The sequence below is a fragment of the Actinomadura sp. GC306 genome, from assembly GCF_004348665.1.
GTDB lineage: Bacteria > Actinomycetota > Actinomycetes > Streptosporangiales > Streptosporangiaceae > Spirillospora.
This window is the reverse complement of the sequence record NZ_SMKM01000056.1, coordinates 1-16,580: the sequence shown is the minus strand read 5'-3', so window position 1 is coordinate 16,580 and position 16,580 is coordinate 1. Positions and strand designations below refer to the sequence as shown.

Sequence of the window (16,580 nt, the reverse complement as noted above, 5' to 3'; positions counted from 1 at the left end):
CGATGAGGCGCCGCTGGCCCCAGATCACCACGATCGTCCTGGGCGTCCTCGTCGTCGCGCTGGTCGTCGCGACCGGCGTGCTCGGCGTCCGCACCTGGCAGGGCAAGAACGAGGCGGACGAGCGCGCCAAGGCGATGCAGGCGGCGCGCCAGATGGGCGTCAACCTGATGTCGCTCAACCACGAGACCGCCCAGAAGGACCTCGACCGGATCGTCGCGGGCACCACCGGCGAGCTGAAGAACAAGCTCAGCACCCAGTCGAAGCAGCTGCTGGACCAGCTCAGCAAGACCCAGGCCAAGTCGGCCGTCGACCAGGTGGAGGCCGGCGTCGTCTCCATCGACGACGACTCCGCCGAAGTGATGGTGTCCCTCAACGGGACGGTCACCAACCCCAAGGTGAAGGAAGGCGCGGCGCGCGCCTACAGGTACCTGATGGACCTGACCCGGGTCGATGACCGCTGGCTCGTGTCCGAACTGGAGGTGGTCCCGTGACCATGCTCGGCCGGGGCAAGCGCTCCGCACGGAAGAACGAGAACGCCGCGGACGAGAAGGCGCGCAAGGCGGAGGAGGCCGCCGAGGCCGCCCGCCTCGCCGAGGAGGCCGCCGCCAAGGCCAAGGAAGCGGCACGGCTGGCCCAGGAGGCCGCGGAGGCCGCCGCCGCGGACGATGACGAGCCCGCAGACGCGCCGAAGGCCGCCAAAACGCCTGAGAAGCCCCGTCGCGCGAAGAAAACCGCGAAAGCCTCCGAGGCCCCCGATGAGGACCCCGACGCGGCAGAGAACGCCTCAGCGGCCGCTGAGGCGTCCACGGCCGACGTGGACGACCCCGAAGTCGAGAACCCCTCGGACGGCGACCCCGACGCGGAGGCCGCCGCCGACCTGGAGACCGACGACGAGGCCGACGAGGAAGACGCGGCCGACGCCGACGACGAGCCGGACGAGACGGACGAGACGGACGAGATCGCCGAGCCCGCGAAGCCGAAGAAGACGGTCAAGCCGGCCAAGCTGACCAAGACGTCCAAGCTGACCAAGACGTCCAAGGCGAAGAAGCCGGCCGCCACCGACGAAGACGAAGACGAAGACGACGACGAAGACGACGACGATGAGGAGCGAGGGGGCGCCGGTGCCACCCGCTCCGGGTACACGGTCCTCGCCGTCCTCGTGGTGCTCGTCATCGCCTTCGGCACCGCGGCCACGATGCTGTACCTCAAGGACCGCGAGCAGAGCGCCGTCGAGACCGCCGGACGGGAGGGCGCGTGGGCGGCGTCCAAGGCCGCGAAGGCGCTGTCGTCCTACGACTACCGGACCATCGACGCCGACATGAACACGGCCCTCGGCATGACGACCGGGAAGCTGCGCAGCGACTACGAGAAGGAGATGCCGGTCTTCAAGGCGAACGCGACCCAGCGGCAGCTCGTCGGGACGACGACGGTCCTCAAGACGGGCATCGTCAGCGCCACACCCGAGAAGGTCGTGGTCCTCGTCTACGCCAACCGCGCGGCGGCGACCAAGGACGACGAGACCCAGCGCCTCCCCGAGTCGCTGCGCCTGAAGCTGACGATGGTCGAGAAGGACGGCAAGTGGCTGGCGCAGGACGTCGCCGTGATCTCCTGACCCGTCCCGGCCACGATCTCCTGACCCTTCCCGGCCACCGGCCACCGAACCACCGGCCGCCGCTCCGCGGCGACCGCTCGCCGACGACCTGGTGGCACACCGAACGGCCGCCCCTTCGGGGGCGGCCGTTCGCGGCTCTGCGGGAGGTGCCGGAGCACCGCCGCGAGGGCTCTAAACTATGGCCTTCCTCACTGCAGGTCAGGGGCCGAAAAGTCCAAGTCCGCTCTTGACTGAGAGGCGTTGAGGAGCGATGCTCCATGGCAACGTGATGCATACTGCGGCGCTAGAGTTGCGAGCGGTGTACCAGTCGGCTACACTGCCCCTTTGCGCTGCCCTCTGACTATCCGCTGCTGAGAGCACCCCTGCCGTGGTCCCTTTTGGACCCCCTTGTGCAGGTCTCGGAGGTGGATCGTCTGGCGTGCGTGTCACCAAGTTACGCCGCGAGCCCTCGGAAGGACCACTCTTGGCAGCCTCGCGCAACGCCTCGAATACCGCAACCGGTCCGAACCGCGTCTCCTTCGCGCGCATCAAGGAGCCGCTCGAAGTCCCGGACCTCCTTGCTCTGCAGACCAACTCGTTCGACTGGCTGCTGGGCAATGAGAGGTGGAAGGCCCGGGTCGAGGCGGCCCAGAAGGCCGGAAGTAAGAGCGTCCCGACGCAGTCGGGGCTGGAGGAGATCTTCGAAGAGATCAGTCCGATCGAGGACTTCTCCGGAACCATGTCGCTGTCGTTCCGCGACCACCGGTTCGAGCCGCCCAAGTACTCCGTGGAGGAGTGCAAGGACAAGGACATGACCTACTCCGCCCCGATGTTCGTCACGGCGGAGTTCATCAACAACACCACCGGTGAGATCAAGAGCCAGACGGTGTTCATGGGCGACTTCCCGCTCATGACGTCGAAGGGCACCTTCATCATCAACGGCACCGAGCGGGTCGTCGTCTCCCAGCTCGTGCGCTCGCCCGGCGTGTACTTCGACCGCGCCCTCGACAAGGCGTCCGACAAGGACATCTACGGCTGCCGGGTCATCCCCAGCCGCGGCGCCTGGCTCGAGTTCGAGATCGACAAGCGCGACAACGTCGGCGTCCGCATCGACCGCAAGCGCAAGCAGCCCGTCACCGTGCTGCTCAAGGCGCTCGGCTGGGACGAGGCCCGCATCCGCGAGCGCTTCGGCTCCTACGAGTCGATCAACGTCACGCTGGAGAAGGACCACACCTCCGGCCAAGATGATGCTTTGCTCGACATCTACCGCAAGCTGCGGCCGGGTGAGCCGCCGACGCGCGAGTCCGCGCAGACGCTGCTGGAGAACCTGTACTTCAACCCGAAGCGGTACGACGTCGCCAAGGTCGGCCGCTACAAGATCAACAAGAAGCTCGGCCTGGACCTGGACATGAACCAGGGCACGCTGACCGAGGACGACGTCGTCGCGACGATCGACTACCTCGTCCGGCTGCACGCCGGTGAGGAGGAGGCCACCCTCGGTGCCGTCGCGGTGCCGATCGAGGTCGACGACATCGACCACTTCGGCAACCGGCGCCTGCGCACGGTGGGTGAGCTGATCCAGAACCAGGTGCGGCTCGGCCTGGCGCGGATGGAGCGCGTTGTTCGCGAGCGGATGACGACGCAGGACGTCGAGGCGATCACGCCGCAGACGCTGATCAACATCCGGCCCGTCGTCGCCTCCATCAAGGAGTTCTTCGGCACCAGCCAGCTGTCGCAGTTCATGGACCAGACCAACCCCCTGGCCGGACTGACGCACAAGCGGCGGCTGTCGGCGCTGGGTCCCGGTGGTCTGTCGCGCGAGCGGGCGGGCATGGAGGTCCGCGACGTCCACCCGTCCCACTACGGCCGGATGTGCCCGATCGAGACGCCGGAAGGCCCCAACATCGGCCTGATCGGCTCGCTCGCGGCGTACGGGCGGGTCAACCCGTTCGGGTTCGTCGAGACCCCGTACCGGCGCGTCACCGACGGCATCGTCACCGACGAGATCGACTACCTCACCGCCGATGAGGAAGACCGCTACATCATCGCGCAGGCCAACTCGCTGATCAACGACGACGGCACGTTCGCCGACGATCGCGTGCTGGTCCGCAAGAAGGGCGCCGAGGTCGAGCTCGTGCCCGCCCGAGACGTCCAGTACATGGACGTCTCGGCGCGGCAGATGACCTCCGTCGCCACCGCGATGATCCCGTTCCTGGAGCACGACGACGCCAACCGTGCGCTGATGGGCTCCAACATGCAGCGCCAGTCCGTCCCCCTGCTGCGCAGCGAGGCGCCGCTGGTCGGCACCGGCATGGAGTACCGGGCGGCGGTCGATGCCGGCGACGTCATCACGGCCGAGAAGGCCGGTGTCGTCGAGGAGGTCTCGGCCGACTACGTGACCGTCATGAACGACGACGGCACGCGGACCACCTACCGCGTCGCCAAGTTCAAGCGGTCGAACCAGGGCACCTGCTTCAACCAGAAGCCGATCGTCGAGGAAGGCGGCCGGGTCGAGGTCGGGCAGGTGATCGCCGACGGTCCGTGCACCGACCAGGGTGAGATGGCGCTGGGCAAGAACCTCCTGGTGGCGTTCATGCCGTGGGAGGGGCACAACTACGAAGACGCGATCATCCTGTCCCAGCGCCTGGTGCAGGACGACGTGCTGTCCTCGATCCACATCGAGGAGCACGAGGTCGACGCCCGCGACACCAAGCTGGGGCCCGAGGAGATCACCCGGGACATCCCGAACGTCTCCGAAGAGGTCCTGGCCGACCTGGACGAGCGCGGGATCATCCGCATCGGCGCCGATGTCGTCCCCGGCGACATCCTGGTCGGCAAGGTCACGCCGAAGGGCGAGACCGAGCTGACTCCGGAGGAGCGGCTGCTGCGCGCGATCTTCGGTGAGAAGGCCCGCGAGGTCCGCGACACCTCGCTGAAGGTGCCGCACGGCGAGCAGGGCAAGGTCATCGGGGTGCGGGTGTTCTCCCGCGACGAGGGCGACGAGCTCCCGCCCGGCGTGAACGAGCTGGTCCGGGTGTACGTGGCGCAGAAGCGCAAGATCACCGATGGTGACAAGCTCGCGGGCCGGCACGGCAACAAGGGCGTCATCTCCAAGGTGCTCCCGGTCGAGGACATGCCGTTCCTGGAGGACGGCACCCCGGTCGACATCGTCCTGAACCCGCTCGGCGTCCCCGGACGCATGAACGTCGGCCAGGTCCTGGAGACCCACCTCGGCTGGGTCGCGTCCCGCGGCTGGAAGATCGAGGGGGACGACGCCGACTGGAAGAAGGCCCTCAAGGCGATCGGCGCCGACGAGGCCGAGCCGTGGACCAACACCGCGACCCCGGTGTTCGACGGTGCCCAGGAGAGCGACGTCACCGGCCTGATCGAGGCCACCCTGCCGAACCGCGACGGCGACCGCCTGGTCGGCCCGGGCGGCAAGGCCATGCTGTTCGACGGCCGCACCGGCGAGCCGTACAAGGACCCGATCTCGGTCGGGTACATCTACATCCTGAAGCTGCTCCACCTGGTCGACGACAAGATCCACGCGCGGTCGACCGGTCCGTACTCCATGATCACCCAGCAGCCGCTCGGCGGTAAGGCGCAGTTCGGCGGGCAGCGGTTCGGTGAGATGGAGGTGTGGGCGCTGGAGGCGTACGGCGCCGCCTACGCCCTGCAGGAGCTGCTGACCATCAAGTCCGACGACGTCCTCGGCCGCGTGAAGGTGTACGAGGCCATCGTCAAGGGCGAGAACATCCCCGAGCCCGGCATTCCCGAGTCCTTCAAGGTGCTCATCAAGGAGATGCAGTCGCTGTGCCTCAACGTCGAGGTGCTCTCCAGCGACGGCATGTCCATCGAGATGCGCGACACCGACGAGGACGTCTTCCGTGCTGCGGAGGAGCTCGGCATCGACCTGTCCCGGCGTGAGCCGAGCAGTGTCGAAGAGGTCTGATCAACTCAAGGGGAAAACTGTTGCTTGACGTCAACTTCTTCGACGAGCTTCGCATCGGTCTGGCGACCGCCGACGATATCCGCCAGTGGTCGCACGGCGAGGTGAAGAAGCCGGAGACGATCAACTACCGGACCCTGAAGCCGGAGAAGGACGGGCTCTTCTGCGAGAAGATCTTCGGTCCTACCCGCGACTGGGAGTGCTACTGCGGTAAGTACAAGCGCGTCCGGTTCAAGGGCATCATCTGCGAGCGCTGCGGCGTCGAGGTGACCCGCGCCAAGGTGCGCCGTGAGCGGATGGGCCACATCGAGCTGGCCGCCCCGGTCACGCACATCTGGTACTTCAAGGGCGTCCCGTCCCGCCTCGGCTACCTGCTGGACCTGGCCCCGAAGGATCTCGAAAAGATCATCTACTTCGCGGCCTACATGATCACCAGCGTGGACGCCGAGCGGCGCGACCGCGACCTGCCGACGCTGGAGGCCCACATCTCCGTGGAGCGCCAGCAGATCGAGCAGGCCCGCGACGCGCAGGTCGAGGCCCGCCAGCAGAAGCTGGAGGGCGACCTGGCGGAGCTGGAGGAGGCCGGCGCGAAGGCCGACCAGAAGCGCAAGGTGCGCGACGGCGCCGAGCGGGAGATGAAGCAGCTGCGCGACCGCGCGCAGCGCGAACTCGACCGCCTCGACGAGGTCTGGAGCCGCTTCAAGAACCTCAAGGTCCAGGACCTGGAGGGCGACGAGCTGCTCTACCGCGAGATGCGCGACCGGTTCGGCAAGTACTTCGAGGGCGGCATGGGCGCCGCGGCCATCCAGGCGCGGCTGCAGAACTTCGACCTCGACGCCGAGGCCGAGAAGCTGCGCGACGTCATCCGCACGGGCAAGGGCCAGAAGAAGGCCCGCGCCCTCAAGCGGCTGAAGGTCGTGTCGGCGTTCCTGAACACCCGCAACAGCCCGCTCGGCATGGTCCTGGACTGCATCCCGGTGATCCCGCCGGACCTGCGTCCGATGGTGCAGCTCGACGGCGGCCGTTTCGCGACGTCCGACCTGAACGACCTGTACCGCCGCGTCATCAACCGGAACAACCGGCTCAAGCGCCTGCTCGACCTGGGCGCGCCCGAAATCATCGTCAACAACGAGAAGCGGATGCTGCAGGAGGCCGTCGACGCGCTGTTCGACAACGGCCGCCGCGGCCGCCCGGTCACCGGGCCCGGCAACCGTCCGCTGAAGTCGCTGTCCGACATGCTCAAGGGCAAGCAGGGCCGGTTCCGGCAGAACCTGCTGGGCAAGCGCGTCGACTACTCCGGCCGTTCGGTCATCGTCGTCGGCCCGCAGCTGAAGCTGCACCAGTGCGGCCTGCCCAAGCAGATGGCGCTGGAGCTGTTCAAGCCGTTCGTCATGAAGCGGCTGGTCGACCTCAACCACGCGCAGAACATCAAGTCCGCCAAGCGGATGGTCGAGCGGGCCCGCCCGGTCGTGTGGGACGTGCTGGAAGAGGTCATCACCGAGCACCCGGTGCTGCTGAACCGGGCGCCGACCCTGCACCGCCTCGGCATCCAGGCGTTCGAGCCGCAGCTGGTCGAGGGCAAGGCCATCCAGATCCACCCGCTCGTCTGCACCGCGTTCAACGCGGACTTCGACGGCGACCAGATGGCCGTGCACCTGCCGCTGTCGGCCGAGGCCCAGGCCGAGGCGCGCATCCTGATGCTGTCGACGAACAACATCCTGAAGCCGTCGGACGGCAAGCCCGTCACCATGCCCACCCAGGACATGGTCATCGGCCTGTACTGGCTGACGACCCTCAAGGAGGGCGCGAAGGGCGAGGGGCGCGCGTTCGGGTCGGCCGCCGAGGCGATCATGGCCTACGACCGGGGTGAGCTGGACCTGCAGGCCAAGATCAGCCTGCGGCTGAAGGACATCCCGCCGCCGCGCGACTGGATCGCGCCGGAGGGCTACGAGCCGGGCCAGCCGTACCGGCTGGAGACCACGCTCGGCCGCGCCATGTTCAACGAGACGCTGCCGGACGACTTCCCGTTCGTCGACGACGAGATCGGCAAGAAGCAGCTGTCGGCCATCGTCAACGAGCTGGCGGAGACCTACCCGAAGGTCCAGGTCGCCAACTCGCTCGACGCGCTGAAGGGCACCGGTTTCCACTGGGCGACCAGGTCGGGCGTCACGATCGCGATCGACGACGTCCTCGCGCCGCCGAACAAGGCGGACATCCTGGCCGGCTACGAGCAGCGCGCGGAGAAGGTGCAGCGGGAGTTCAACCGCGGCCTGATCACCGACGACGAGCGCAAGCAGGAGCTCATCGAGATCTGGAACAAGGCCACCGCGGACGTCGCGGTGGACATGGAGGAGGCGTTCCCGAAGGACAACCCGATCTGGATGATGATCCAGTCGGGTGCCCGCGGCAACCCGCTCCAGCTCCGCCAGATCGCCGGTATGCGCGGCCTGGTCTCCAACCCCAAGGGCGAGACCATCCCGCGTCCGATCAAGTCGTCGTTCCGCGAGGGCCTGTCGGTCGTCGAGTACTTCATCTCGACGCACGGCGCCCGCAAGGGCCTGGCCGACACCGCGCTGCGCACCGCCGACTCGGGTTACCTGACCCGGCGCCTGGTGGACGTCGCGCAGGACGTCATCGTCCGCGAGATCGACTGCGGCACCGACCGGACGATCCCGTTCGAGGTCGCCGACAAGATGCCGGACGGCACGCTGGTCAAGCTGGCCACCTCGGAGACGAGCCTGGTCGGCCGCACGATCGCCGAGGACGTCGTCGTCGACGGGACGGTCATCTTCCCGGCCGACACCGACCTGTCCGACGCGGTCGTGTCGCGGCTGGTCGAGGCGGGCGTGGACAAGGTCCGCACCCGCAGCGCCCTGGTCTGCGAGGCCAAGATCGGTGTCTGCGCCGCCTGCTACGGCCGCTCGCTGGCCACCGGCAAGCGGGTGGACGTCGGTGAGGCCGTCGGCATCATCGCCGCGCAGTCCATCGGCGAGCCCGGCACGCAGCTGACGATGCGCACCTTCCACACCGGCGGTGTGGCGGGCGGCGACATCACGCACGGCCTGCCGCGTGTCCAGGAGCTGTTCGAGGCCCGCATCCCCAAGGGTGTGGCCCCGATCAGCGAGGTCGCCGGCACCGTCAAGATCGACGAGACGGAGAAGTCGCGGAAGGTCGTCGTCGTCCCCGACGACGGCTCCGACGAGATCGCCTACCCGGTGCCGATGCGGTCGCGCCTCCTGGTCAAGGAGGGCGAGCGCGTCGATGTCGGCCAGCAGCTCATCGCGGGTGCGATCAACCCGCACGAGGTGCTGCGCATCCTCGGCCCCCGCGCCGTGCAGCTCCACCTGGTCCAGGAGGTCCAGGAGGTCTACCGGTCGCAGGGCGTGTCGATCCACGACAAGCACATCGAGATCATCGTCCGTCAGATGCTGAAGCGGGTGAACATCCTCGAGTCGGGTGACACCGATCTGCTGCCGGGCGACCTGGTCGAGCGGCCGATCTTCGAGGAGACGAACCGCAGCGTGGTGGCCGAGGGCGGTGTGCCCGCCGCGGGCCGCCCCGTCCTGATGGGCATCACCAAGGCGTCGCTCGCGACCGAGTCGTGGCTGTCGGCGGCGTCCTTCCAGGAGACGACCCGGGTGCTCACCGAGGCGGCGATGCACGCCAAGAGCGACCCGCTGCTCGGCCTCAAGGAGAACGTCATCATCGGCAAGCTCATCCCGGCCGGTACCGGCATGCCGCAGTACCGCAACGTCCGGGTCGAGCCGACCGAGGAGGCGAAGGCGGCGGTGTACTCCGTCGGCTCCTACGACGACGGCGCCGAGTACGCCTTCGGGTCGGGCTCCGGCGAGGCCGTCCCGCTGGAGGAGTACGACTTCGGCCAGTACAACCGCTAAACCCGCACGAAGCGCAAAGGCCGCCGTCCGCAAACGCGGACGGCGGCCTTCGCCGTCCCCGCCCCGACTCCGTTGACTTGCGGCGTGTTGCCCTTATGGAGCGCTCCATAAGGGCAACACGCCGCAAGTCAACGAGGATCGGCCCGGGTGGGGCGGACAGCGAGCGCTAGGCGGAGCGCGGCGGTCGCCGTGCCGGCTGCGGCGGCGACGCACAGGGCGAGGAACGCGTCCGGCACCCAGATCATCGGTGCGGACAGGCCGACCCGCCCGGCCAGCGCCACGAGGCCGATCCCGGGCGATGCGCCTGCCAAAACCCAGGCGGCGGCCACGGTGGCACGGCGCCGCGTGGAGGCGTTGCCGGCCGGGCGGCGGAGCAGTTGCACCGAGCGACCGGCCGCCAGGAGCATCAGAACGGCGACCGCAGTGATGCCCCAGACGGTCAGGTGGTGCCCGGCCGCCGAGGGCGGCTCGGCGGGCTCGCCACCCGCGAGGAGCCGTGCCGCGTCGAACCCGACCCGCATGACCGCCGAGTCCTGCAGGAGCCCGTAGAGGTTCTGGTGCAGGACGAGGGCGACGTTCTGCCGCGGCAGCAGGAAGACCATCGCGGAGTAACCGGGGACGCCGCCGGTATGCCAGATGGCGTCGTCGAGCGGCGCGTCCAGTCCGCCGATCCGCCAGCCGTACCCGTAGCCCGACCCGTCGCCGCCGGGGACCAGCCGCCCCTCCTCGCGCATGGCCCGCGCCGAGTCGGGCGTCAGCACGGGGCTGCCCGACCGGAGCTGGAGTGCGGCGAAGGCGGTGAGGTCATCGAGGTCGCCGCCCAGGTAGCCGTAGCCGACACCGTGGTGGTCGAACCCGTCCGCCGTCGCGGCGGGGAAGCCCCACAGGAGCTGGTGCCCGGGAGGAAGTCGCTCGGCCGCTCCGGCGTCGGCGATCGCGCCGTCCATGCCCGCGGGCGCGAGCACGGATCGGCGCAGATGCTCGGCGTACGGCCGCCCGGTGACCGACTCGACCACGGCGGCGAGGGCCAGGTAGTTGGCGCTGCTGTAGGCGTATCGGCTCCCGGGAGGTCCGAGCGGGGTCACACCGTCCAGCGCGCGGAGCCGCTCGGCGGGACGCGGGCAACCGGCCCCGAAGCAGTCGGTGACCTTGAACGTCGCCGACGCGGGGATCCCGGCGGTCTGGTTCAGCAGATGGCGGACCGTGACTCGGGAAACATGCGCCGCCCCGCCGAACCGGAACTCCGGCAGACGATCGACGACCCGGTCGCCCAGGCCCAGCCGCCGCGCCTGGACGAGTGCCATGACGGCGGTCGCCGTGACGGGCTTGGCGACCGAGCCCCACAGGAACGGGGTTTCGGGCGTGACGCGGTCACCTCGTCCGTCCGTCCCCCAGGTGCGCTGGTGGATCGGGCCGTCGGGGCCGACCACGGCGTAGGCGAGCCCGGGAACGTGCGTGTCCCTCATCCGCTCCCGGACAAGGGCGTCGATCGCCGCGTACTGCCCGGACTGCGCAGAGGCCGGGACGAGCGGGACGCACAGCAGTACCAGCAGGAGGGCCGTGCCGAGCCGCAGGAAAAGCCGGATGCGCATGGGGAGTCCTCGGAGCCGGGGCAGATAACAATATGGTCATACGGTTTTACCGTACGACGATATGGTTATCAAGTGCCGAGAATCGCGGACCATGAGCAGCGCCGCCGCCAGATCGCCGTGGCGGTCTGCGAGCTGATCGCCGAAGACGGCTTCGACACCGTCACCGTCGCCCGCACCGCCGCCGCCGCGGGCATCTCGGTCGGCCTGGTGCAGCACTACTTCCGGACCAAGGACGACATGCTCCTGCATGCGTTCGGCCACGTCAGCGCATCCATCCGCCGCAGGGTCGACGAGCGGATCCGGGCCGGCGTCGAACACCACCGGCCGATTTCGCAGGTGCTGGCCGAGGCGCTGGCGGAGTTCCTGCCCTTGGACGGCGAACGCCGCGCGGAGTTTCGCGTCGTCAAGGCGTTCCAGGGCCGCGCCCTGGACGTCCCGGCTCTGGCCGAGGTCGACATCGCGACGGCCCGCACACTCCTCGACGAGCTGGCCCAGGCCGTCCACAACGGGAAGGAGTGCGGGGAGGTCGAACCGGCGCTCGACCCGAGACCCGCCGCCGTCCGCCTGGCCGCCGTGACCGACGGCCTGGCAATACAGGCATACCGCGACTCAACGGAACTCGCCGACATCGCCCCCGCGATCATCAAGACCGAACTGGCAGCCGTCTTCACCGGCGAATGCCGCCAGTACCAGGACACGCGCCCCTAGTGATGCCGCCCCAACTGGACGCGAGCCGGTCGGCGCGAGTGAGTCATCAGACCCGGTGGTGAATCTCCGGAGCGGTTACGGTGCGCTGGAGGGATCGGAGATGCCGATGGTCGAACCGCCGAGCGGATTGTTCCGACTGCTTCTCTACCGCGCCTACCGGCGGGCGTGCCGTGCGGGCGTCGATGAGATCGGGACGGATCTCGTTTTGGACTGCGCGGCGTTCAACGTCAGGACCTCCGATGGTCGCCCACTGCTCGCTCCGCTCCTGAACAACACCGGGTGGCGGGGCGACGCCGCGCAGCCCGATCCGCCGCCGCCTTCGACGGAGTGGGAATCGGACTTCGGGCGGGAGGTGGCTTACCGAGCCGCCGTGCTGCTGGGAGGGGTGGCCTACTCCGGGGGAGAGGACCGCCGCCGCAAAGGCCGCGCGGTGCCGGCGTTCTCGCCCGCCGTCCGATACGCGGTGCACGACGCGATCGCCACGGCCGCGGAGCACGGATACGCCGAGCCCCATCACCTTGTGGCGGCCCTTCTGAGGCTGCCCGGCCCGGCCGCGAACTCGCTGACCCAGTGGGTTCCGGAGGAGGACCTGCGACGCATCGAACTGGGCCAGGACCTACGGCGGGACGACAACCACCAAACGTCGGGGGCGGTCGGTTCGCTGTACCTGTTCGGGCAGACACCCGGTTCCGGCTCGCGGCTCTCTCGTTGGCTCTGGCGGACTGCGTCGTGGTGGTTCGTCCGTCAGCTCCAACGTCCCTTCCGCCGGCACGGTGCCCGCTACGGCCACCCGCTGCTGGCCTGGGTAGAGGGCGAGGCCGTGAGCAAGGCCCTGCAGACCGGCCACGGCGTCGTCACGGCCGCTCACGTCCTGCTCGGCGTGATCGACCTGCACTGGCAACTCGACCAGGCCGACACGCAGCTGACGGACAAGGTCGCCCAATGGAACCAGGCCGGCGTGATTCTTGCCGCGCACGGCATCCGTCCGGGGCCGGATGCGTGGGCGGCGGCGGTGCGTCTGGAGTCCGTCCCGGACGACGCCGAGCATGACCTGACCGGTGTGCCGACGGAGGGCTGGCCGCCATTGCCGTCCGCGCCGGAGAGCGACGTCCTCCCAGGCCGCACGGCGCTGTCCGCGTTACGCCTGGCCAGCCTGTCCGCGCAACGCCTCGGCCACCCGTTCACGGGCACGACCCACGTGCTCGCGGAACTGCTCGCGGATTCGGGAGGTCCCGCGGCACGGCTGCTCCGCGAACTCGGCGCCGACCCCGCCACCCTCCGCTCCGAAGCCGTCCAACGCCTCGAAGCCGCCGCCCCCGGATCATCGGACGCACAAAGCTGACCCCGCCGCGTCCTTGCCGTTGAGCGACGCCGCATTACCAGGTGGACGGGTACATGCGGTGCTTGAGGAGGCTGTCCACCACTTCGGCGGCGGACTTCGCGTCGCCGCAGGGGGCGAGGTATCCGCGACGTCCGCGCGAGGCTTCGTGGTAGCCCCAGGCGCCGCCCGGTACGGCGAGGACGCTCACCATGATTCCGACCTCCTCGACCCCGCACGCGTAGACGCGCAGCAGCGGAATCGGGGCGGGCCGGTAGAGCTTGATGAATCGCCATCCCTGTGGACGCAGCGCCAAGGAGAGGACGTCGAGGTACCGCACGGCGGTCTTCCGGCCCATTCGAGTCCGCCAGAGAAGGATGCCGCGTTCCACGTTCAGCACTTCGCCCACGTCAGCTTGCCCCCTTCCAGCAGCGGACGCGTGCCCCATTCCAAGGCGAGCTGCGAAACCATGAGCAGTCCGCGTCCGGACGTGGAGGCATGGTCCTCCGGCTTGATCTCGGGCAGCCCCGGCCCTCCGTCCCACGTCTCGATCACGGGACGCCCGTCGCACTCGTCCCGCAGCACCCGGACGACGATCGGCCCTTCCCCGTGTACCAGCGAGTTCGTGACGAGTTCGGAGACGACGACTCGCGCATCGGAGTCGTCCGCGATGCCCCACTCCCGGAACCAGCCGGCGACGAACCGCCGCGCCAGCGAGGGCGCCCGTTCGGACGGTTCGAGAACGAGCGTCGGCACCTCAGGCGCCACAGCAGTCGGAGGCATGGCCACCACCTTCGCTACGAGTTCCTGCATTTGCGGCAACAGTCAGCCACATTCGAAGTACTCTGCGTGACAAATCGCAGGCCATGCGAGGCAAGTCAGGTTCCGTGCGTCCGTGCCACTTGAGTGTTGGTTGGGCGCCCTTTACAAGGGAGGATGAGGACATGTCCCCACAGCGGAAGCGCGGGACGGTCTCGCCGACGCTGCTCGCCTTCGGACGCCGATTCCGGCGGCTGAGGGAGGCCAAGGGCTGGACGCAGGAATCCGTCGCCCGGCGCGCCAACGGCGGCATGGGCGTCAAGCCGCAGTACATCGGGGCGGTCGAGAACGGCCGGACCCGCTGCACGCGGGACTTCGCCGAGACGATGGACCACGTCCTGGATGCGAACGGCGAGCTTCTCTACCTCTACGACGACCTGGTCAAGGACGCGACCTTCCCAACCTGGTTCGACTGGCACACCGTCGAACCCGAGGCGCGCATGCTGGAGTCGTACCAGCCCCTCCTGGTCCATGGACTGCTCCAGACCCCGGCCTATGCATCAGCGGTGCTCAAGGGCGACAAGGACGCCGTAGAAGCCCGGATGAACCGGCAGAGCATCCTCTCCAGGGAGAACCCGCCCCCACCCGACTTCTCGCTCCTCCAGGACGAGGTGTCCCTTCACCGGCTCACCGGCAGCGCCGAGATCATGAAAGAGCAGTTGGAGCACCTGCTCCTCATGGCCGAACAGGGCGCCGTGGCCCTGCAGATCGTCCCGAGCCGGGGTGAGCACGTCGGCAACAGCGGTGCGTTCACCATCGCTACCCTGGCTGACCGGACCGAGATCGCGTACGCGGACATGGCGGCGCGCGGACTCACGATGAGCGACCCGGAAGACATCGCGACCCTCAGCAGAACCCTCATGGTCGTCCGATCGCTGGCCCTGCCCACGGACCAGTCCCTCGAAATGATTCGCAAGGTGGTACGGGAGAAATGGACCTGACTAAGACCGCATGGCGGAAGTCCAGCTACACCACCGCCAATGGCGGTGAGTGCGTGGAACTGGCCTCGGTTCCCGGCACGGTCGCCGTTCGTGACAGCAAGGACCCGGACGGGCCGAAGCTGCTGGTGAGTCGGCGGGCGTTCGCCGCGCTGCTGACCGAGCTCAAACGGTAGGAGACGGCCACGCCTCGTGTCCGCGACCCGAGGGATCGACGCCGCGGGTGCTGGGGGTGGACGACTTCGCGTTTCGGCGCGGGCACACCTACGGCACGATCCTCATCGACCTGGTGACCGGCCGTCCCGTCGATGTGCTGACCGACCGGGCGGCCGACACACTCGCCGCCTGGCTGAACAACCACCCTGGAGTGGAGGTCATATGCCGGGACCGGGCCGGTGGCTATGCCGAAGGCGCCTCCCGCGGCGCCCCGGACGCCATCCAGGTCGCCGACCGCTGGCACATGTGGACAAACATCGGCGACGCCGTCGAACGCACTGTCGCCCGACACCGCGATCACCTGCGCGACCTGCCGCTTCTCGCCACCCCGACGGGGTCGGCGGCCTCGCCGGCGCTGGATCCCACGCTTCCAGATCCCGCGCCGCATGCCGGTCTGCGGACCGGGCCGTTCGCCGACCGCGTCCGGCAGCGGCATTCCGCCGTCCACGATCTCCTCGCGCAAGGCCACGACCTGCGGACCATCGCACGAACTCTCGGCTTGGCTCGCAACACCGTCCGTGCGGAACCGCAAAGGTGGTGCGGGAGAAATGGACCTGATCAACGCTGCATGGCGGAAGTCGAACTACACCACCGCCAACGGCCCTGGCGCTCGACCGCCCCGGCCACGCCACCAAAGCTCCCCCGGCCCACCGTCCGCAAGGCCGCCGGCTGGTTCCTGCGCAACCCGGCACGTCTGACCACAGACGAGCACCACCAACTCGACATTCTGACCCAGGCGAGCCCGACGCTGGCCGCACTGCGACGGCACGTCGCCGCGTTCGCCGTGATGATGCTCGACCGCCAAGGTAACCGGCTGGAATCCTGGATGAACGCCGTTCAAGCCGATGACCTGCCCGAACTCCACTCCTTCGTCACCGGCCTCCGCCGCGACTTCGACGCCGCACGAGCAGGCCTGACCCTGAACCACAGCTCCGGCCCGGTCGAAGGCCACGTGAACCGGATCAAGACGATCAAGCGGCAGATGTATGGCCGGGCCAACCCCGACCTACTCCGCAAGCGCATCCTGCTCGCCGACTAGCCCAATCACGGAATGTGTGCCAGAGCCAGTATTCACGCGTCGTCGACAATCCAGTCGGTCGAGATTAAGGTGCCGTCCAGCACCAGGTACGGCAGGCCGTCTTTGGCGGCTTTGGTCGGCGCGGTGCCGGGATTGGGGGAGCGGACGGCCAGCGCGTCGGCGGTCTCGTTGCCCTAGCGCCACGCACACCCCGGTGGCGTAAGCCATTATCCGACAGGACAACGGCAGCGAAGCGCGGTACGAAAGCATGTGAGGCCCCTGACCTGGACGGGCGGGTGTGAGAGATCAACCGTCCTACCAGGGCTTCTTGACGTCCCGGCACTGCTCACGCCGACCGCGATCATGGTGTGATCCGCACCCCGAAGCTGCCGCTGAAGGTGGCTCACTGGTCGCGGTTTCCGCTGGACGTGTCCGACGTTCTCGGCTTCTTGTCCGCTGCACCATGATTCAGAACACGTGTGCCTCTGCTTCTAGGGGCCGGCGGTTTTGCGGCGGGTGCGGGTCGGGGTGGGGC

The 16,580-nt window shown here is 68.7% G+C and carries 11 protein-coding genes and 1 pseudogene; 9 read left to right on the top strand and 3 right to left on the bottom strand.

Annotated elements, in window-relative coordinates; translation table 11 throughout:
• The first annotated feature begins 2 nt into the window (after positions 1–2).
• From E1200_RS11120 to E1200_RS11105, 4 genes are all read left to right on the top strand, one after another.
• Positions 3–491: a hypothetical protein gene (locus tag E1200_RS11120; RefSeq protein ID WP_243708477.1), complete on the top strand. Its 489-nt coding sequence runs from the start codon at positions 3–5 to the stop codon at positions 489–491.
• Positions 488–1,612, top strand: a complete 1,125-nt coding sequence (locus tag E1200_RS11115) for a hypothetical protein (protein WP_131951764.1) — start codon at positions 488–490, stop codon at positions 1,610–1,612. Before E1200_RS11120 ends, E1200_RS11115 begins: the two co-directional genes overlap by 4 nt.
• Before the next feature lie 463 nt (positions 1,613–2,075).
• A complete protein-coding gene (rpoB, locus tag E1200_RS11110; protein WP_131951763.1) occupies positions 2,076–5,543 on the top strand; it encodes a DNA-directed RNA polymerase subunit beta in 3,468 nt (1,155 codons plus the stop codon).
• A 20-nt stretch (positions 5,544–5,563) separates the two neighbouring features.
• A complete protein-coding gene (locus tag E1200_RS11105) occupies positions 5,564–9,436 on the top strand; it encodes a DNA-directed RNA polymerase subunit beta' (protein ID WP_131951762.1) in 3,873 nt (1,290 codons plus the stop codon).
• Between the two features lie 128 nt (positions 9,437–9,564).
• Here the strand turns inward: E1200_RS11105 and E1200_RS11100 are convergent, their stop codons facing one another.
• Positions 9,565–11,028: a serine hydrolase domain-containing protein gene (locus E1200_RS11100; RefSeq protein ID WP_131951761.1), complete on the bottom strand. Its 1,464-nt coding sequence runs from the start codon at positions 11,026–11,028 to the stop codon at positions 9,565–9,567.
• Positions 11,029–11,100: 72 nt separating this feature from the next.
• On the opposite strand from E1200_RS11100, the gene E1200_RS11095 reads away from it, so the two are divergent.
• Both E1200_RS11095 and E1200_RS11090 read left to right on the top strand, forming a co-directional pair.
• Positions 11,101–11,736 (top strand): TetR family transcriptional regulator C-terminal domain-containing protein, encoded by a 636-nt coding sequence (locus E1200_RS11095; protein ID WP_131951760.1) that lies wholly within the window; start codon positions 11,101–11,103, stop codon positions 11,734–11,736.
• Positions 11,737–11,836: 100 nt separating this feature from the next.
• The gene (locus E1200_RS11090) at positions 11,837–13,078 is read left to right on the top strand and encodes a Clp protease N-terminal domain-containing protein (protein ID WP_131951759.1); all 1,242 of its coding nucleotides are present in this window, start codon (positions 11,837–11,839) and stop codon (positions 13,076–13,078) included.
• A gap of 34 nt (positions 13,079–13,112) precedes the next feature.
• On the opposite strand, the gene E1200_RS11085 is transcribed toward E1200_RS11090, so the two are convergent.
• Positions 13,113–13,463, bottom strand: coding sequence for a hypothetical protein (locus E1200_RS11085; RefSeq protein WP_131951758.1), 351 nt, complete (start codon positions 13,461–13,463; stop codon positions 13,113–13,115).
• Positions 13,448–13,837, bottom strand: a complete 390-nt coding sequence (locus tag E1200_RS11080; RefSeq protein ID WP_131951757.1) for an ATP-binding protein — start codon at positions 13,835–13,837, stop codon at positions 13,448–13,450. Before E1200_RS11080 ends, E1200_RS11085 begins: the two co-directional genes overlap by 16 nt.
• Positions 13,838–13,998: 161 nt before the next feature.
• Here E1200_RS11080 and E1200_RS11075 point away from each other — a divergent pair, with 161 nt between their 5' ends.
• From E1200_RS11075 to E1200_RS11065, 3 genes and pseudogenes are all read left to right on the top strand, one after another.
• Positions 13,999–14,814, top strand: coding sequence for a helix-turn-helix transcriptional regulator (locus E1200_RS11075; RefSeq protein WP_131951756.1), 816 nt, complete (start codon positions 13,999–14,001; stop codon positions 14,812–14,814).
• A complete protein-coding gene (locus tag E1200_RS11070; RefSeq protein WP_131951755.1) occupies positions 14,805–14,987 on the top strand; it encodes a DUF397 domain-containing protein in 183 nt (60 codons plus the stop codon). The genes E1200_RS11075 and E1200_RS11070 overlap by 10 nt, the downstream gene beginning before the upstream one ends.
• Positions 14,988–15,022: 35 nt before the next feature.
• Positions 15,023–16,066, top strand: a pseudogene (locus E1200_RS11065) (ISL3 family transposase); the annotation flags it as partial.
• Positions 16,067–16,580: the final 514 nt, after the last annotated feature.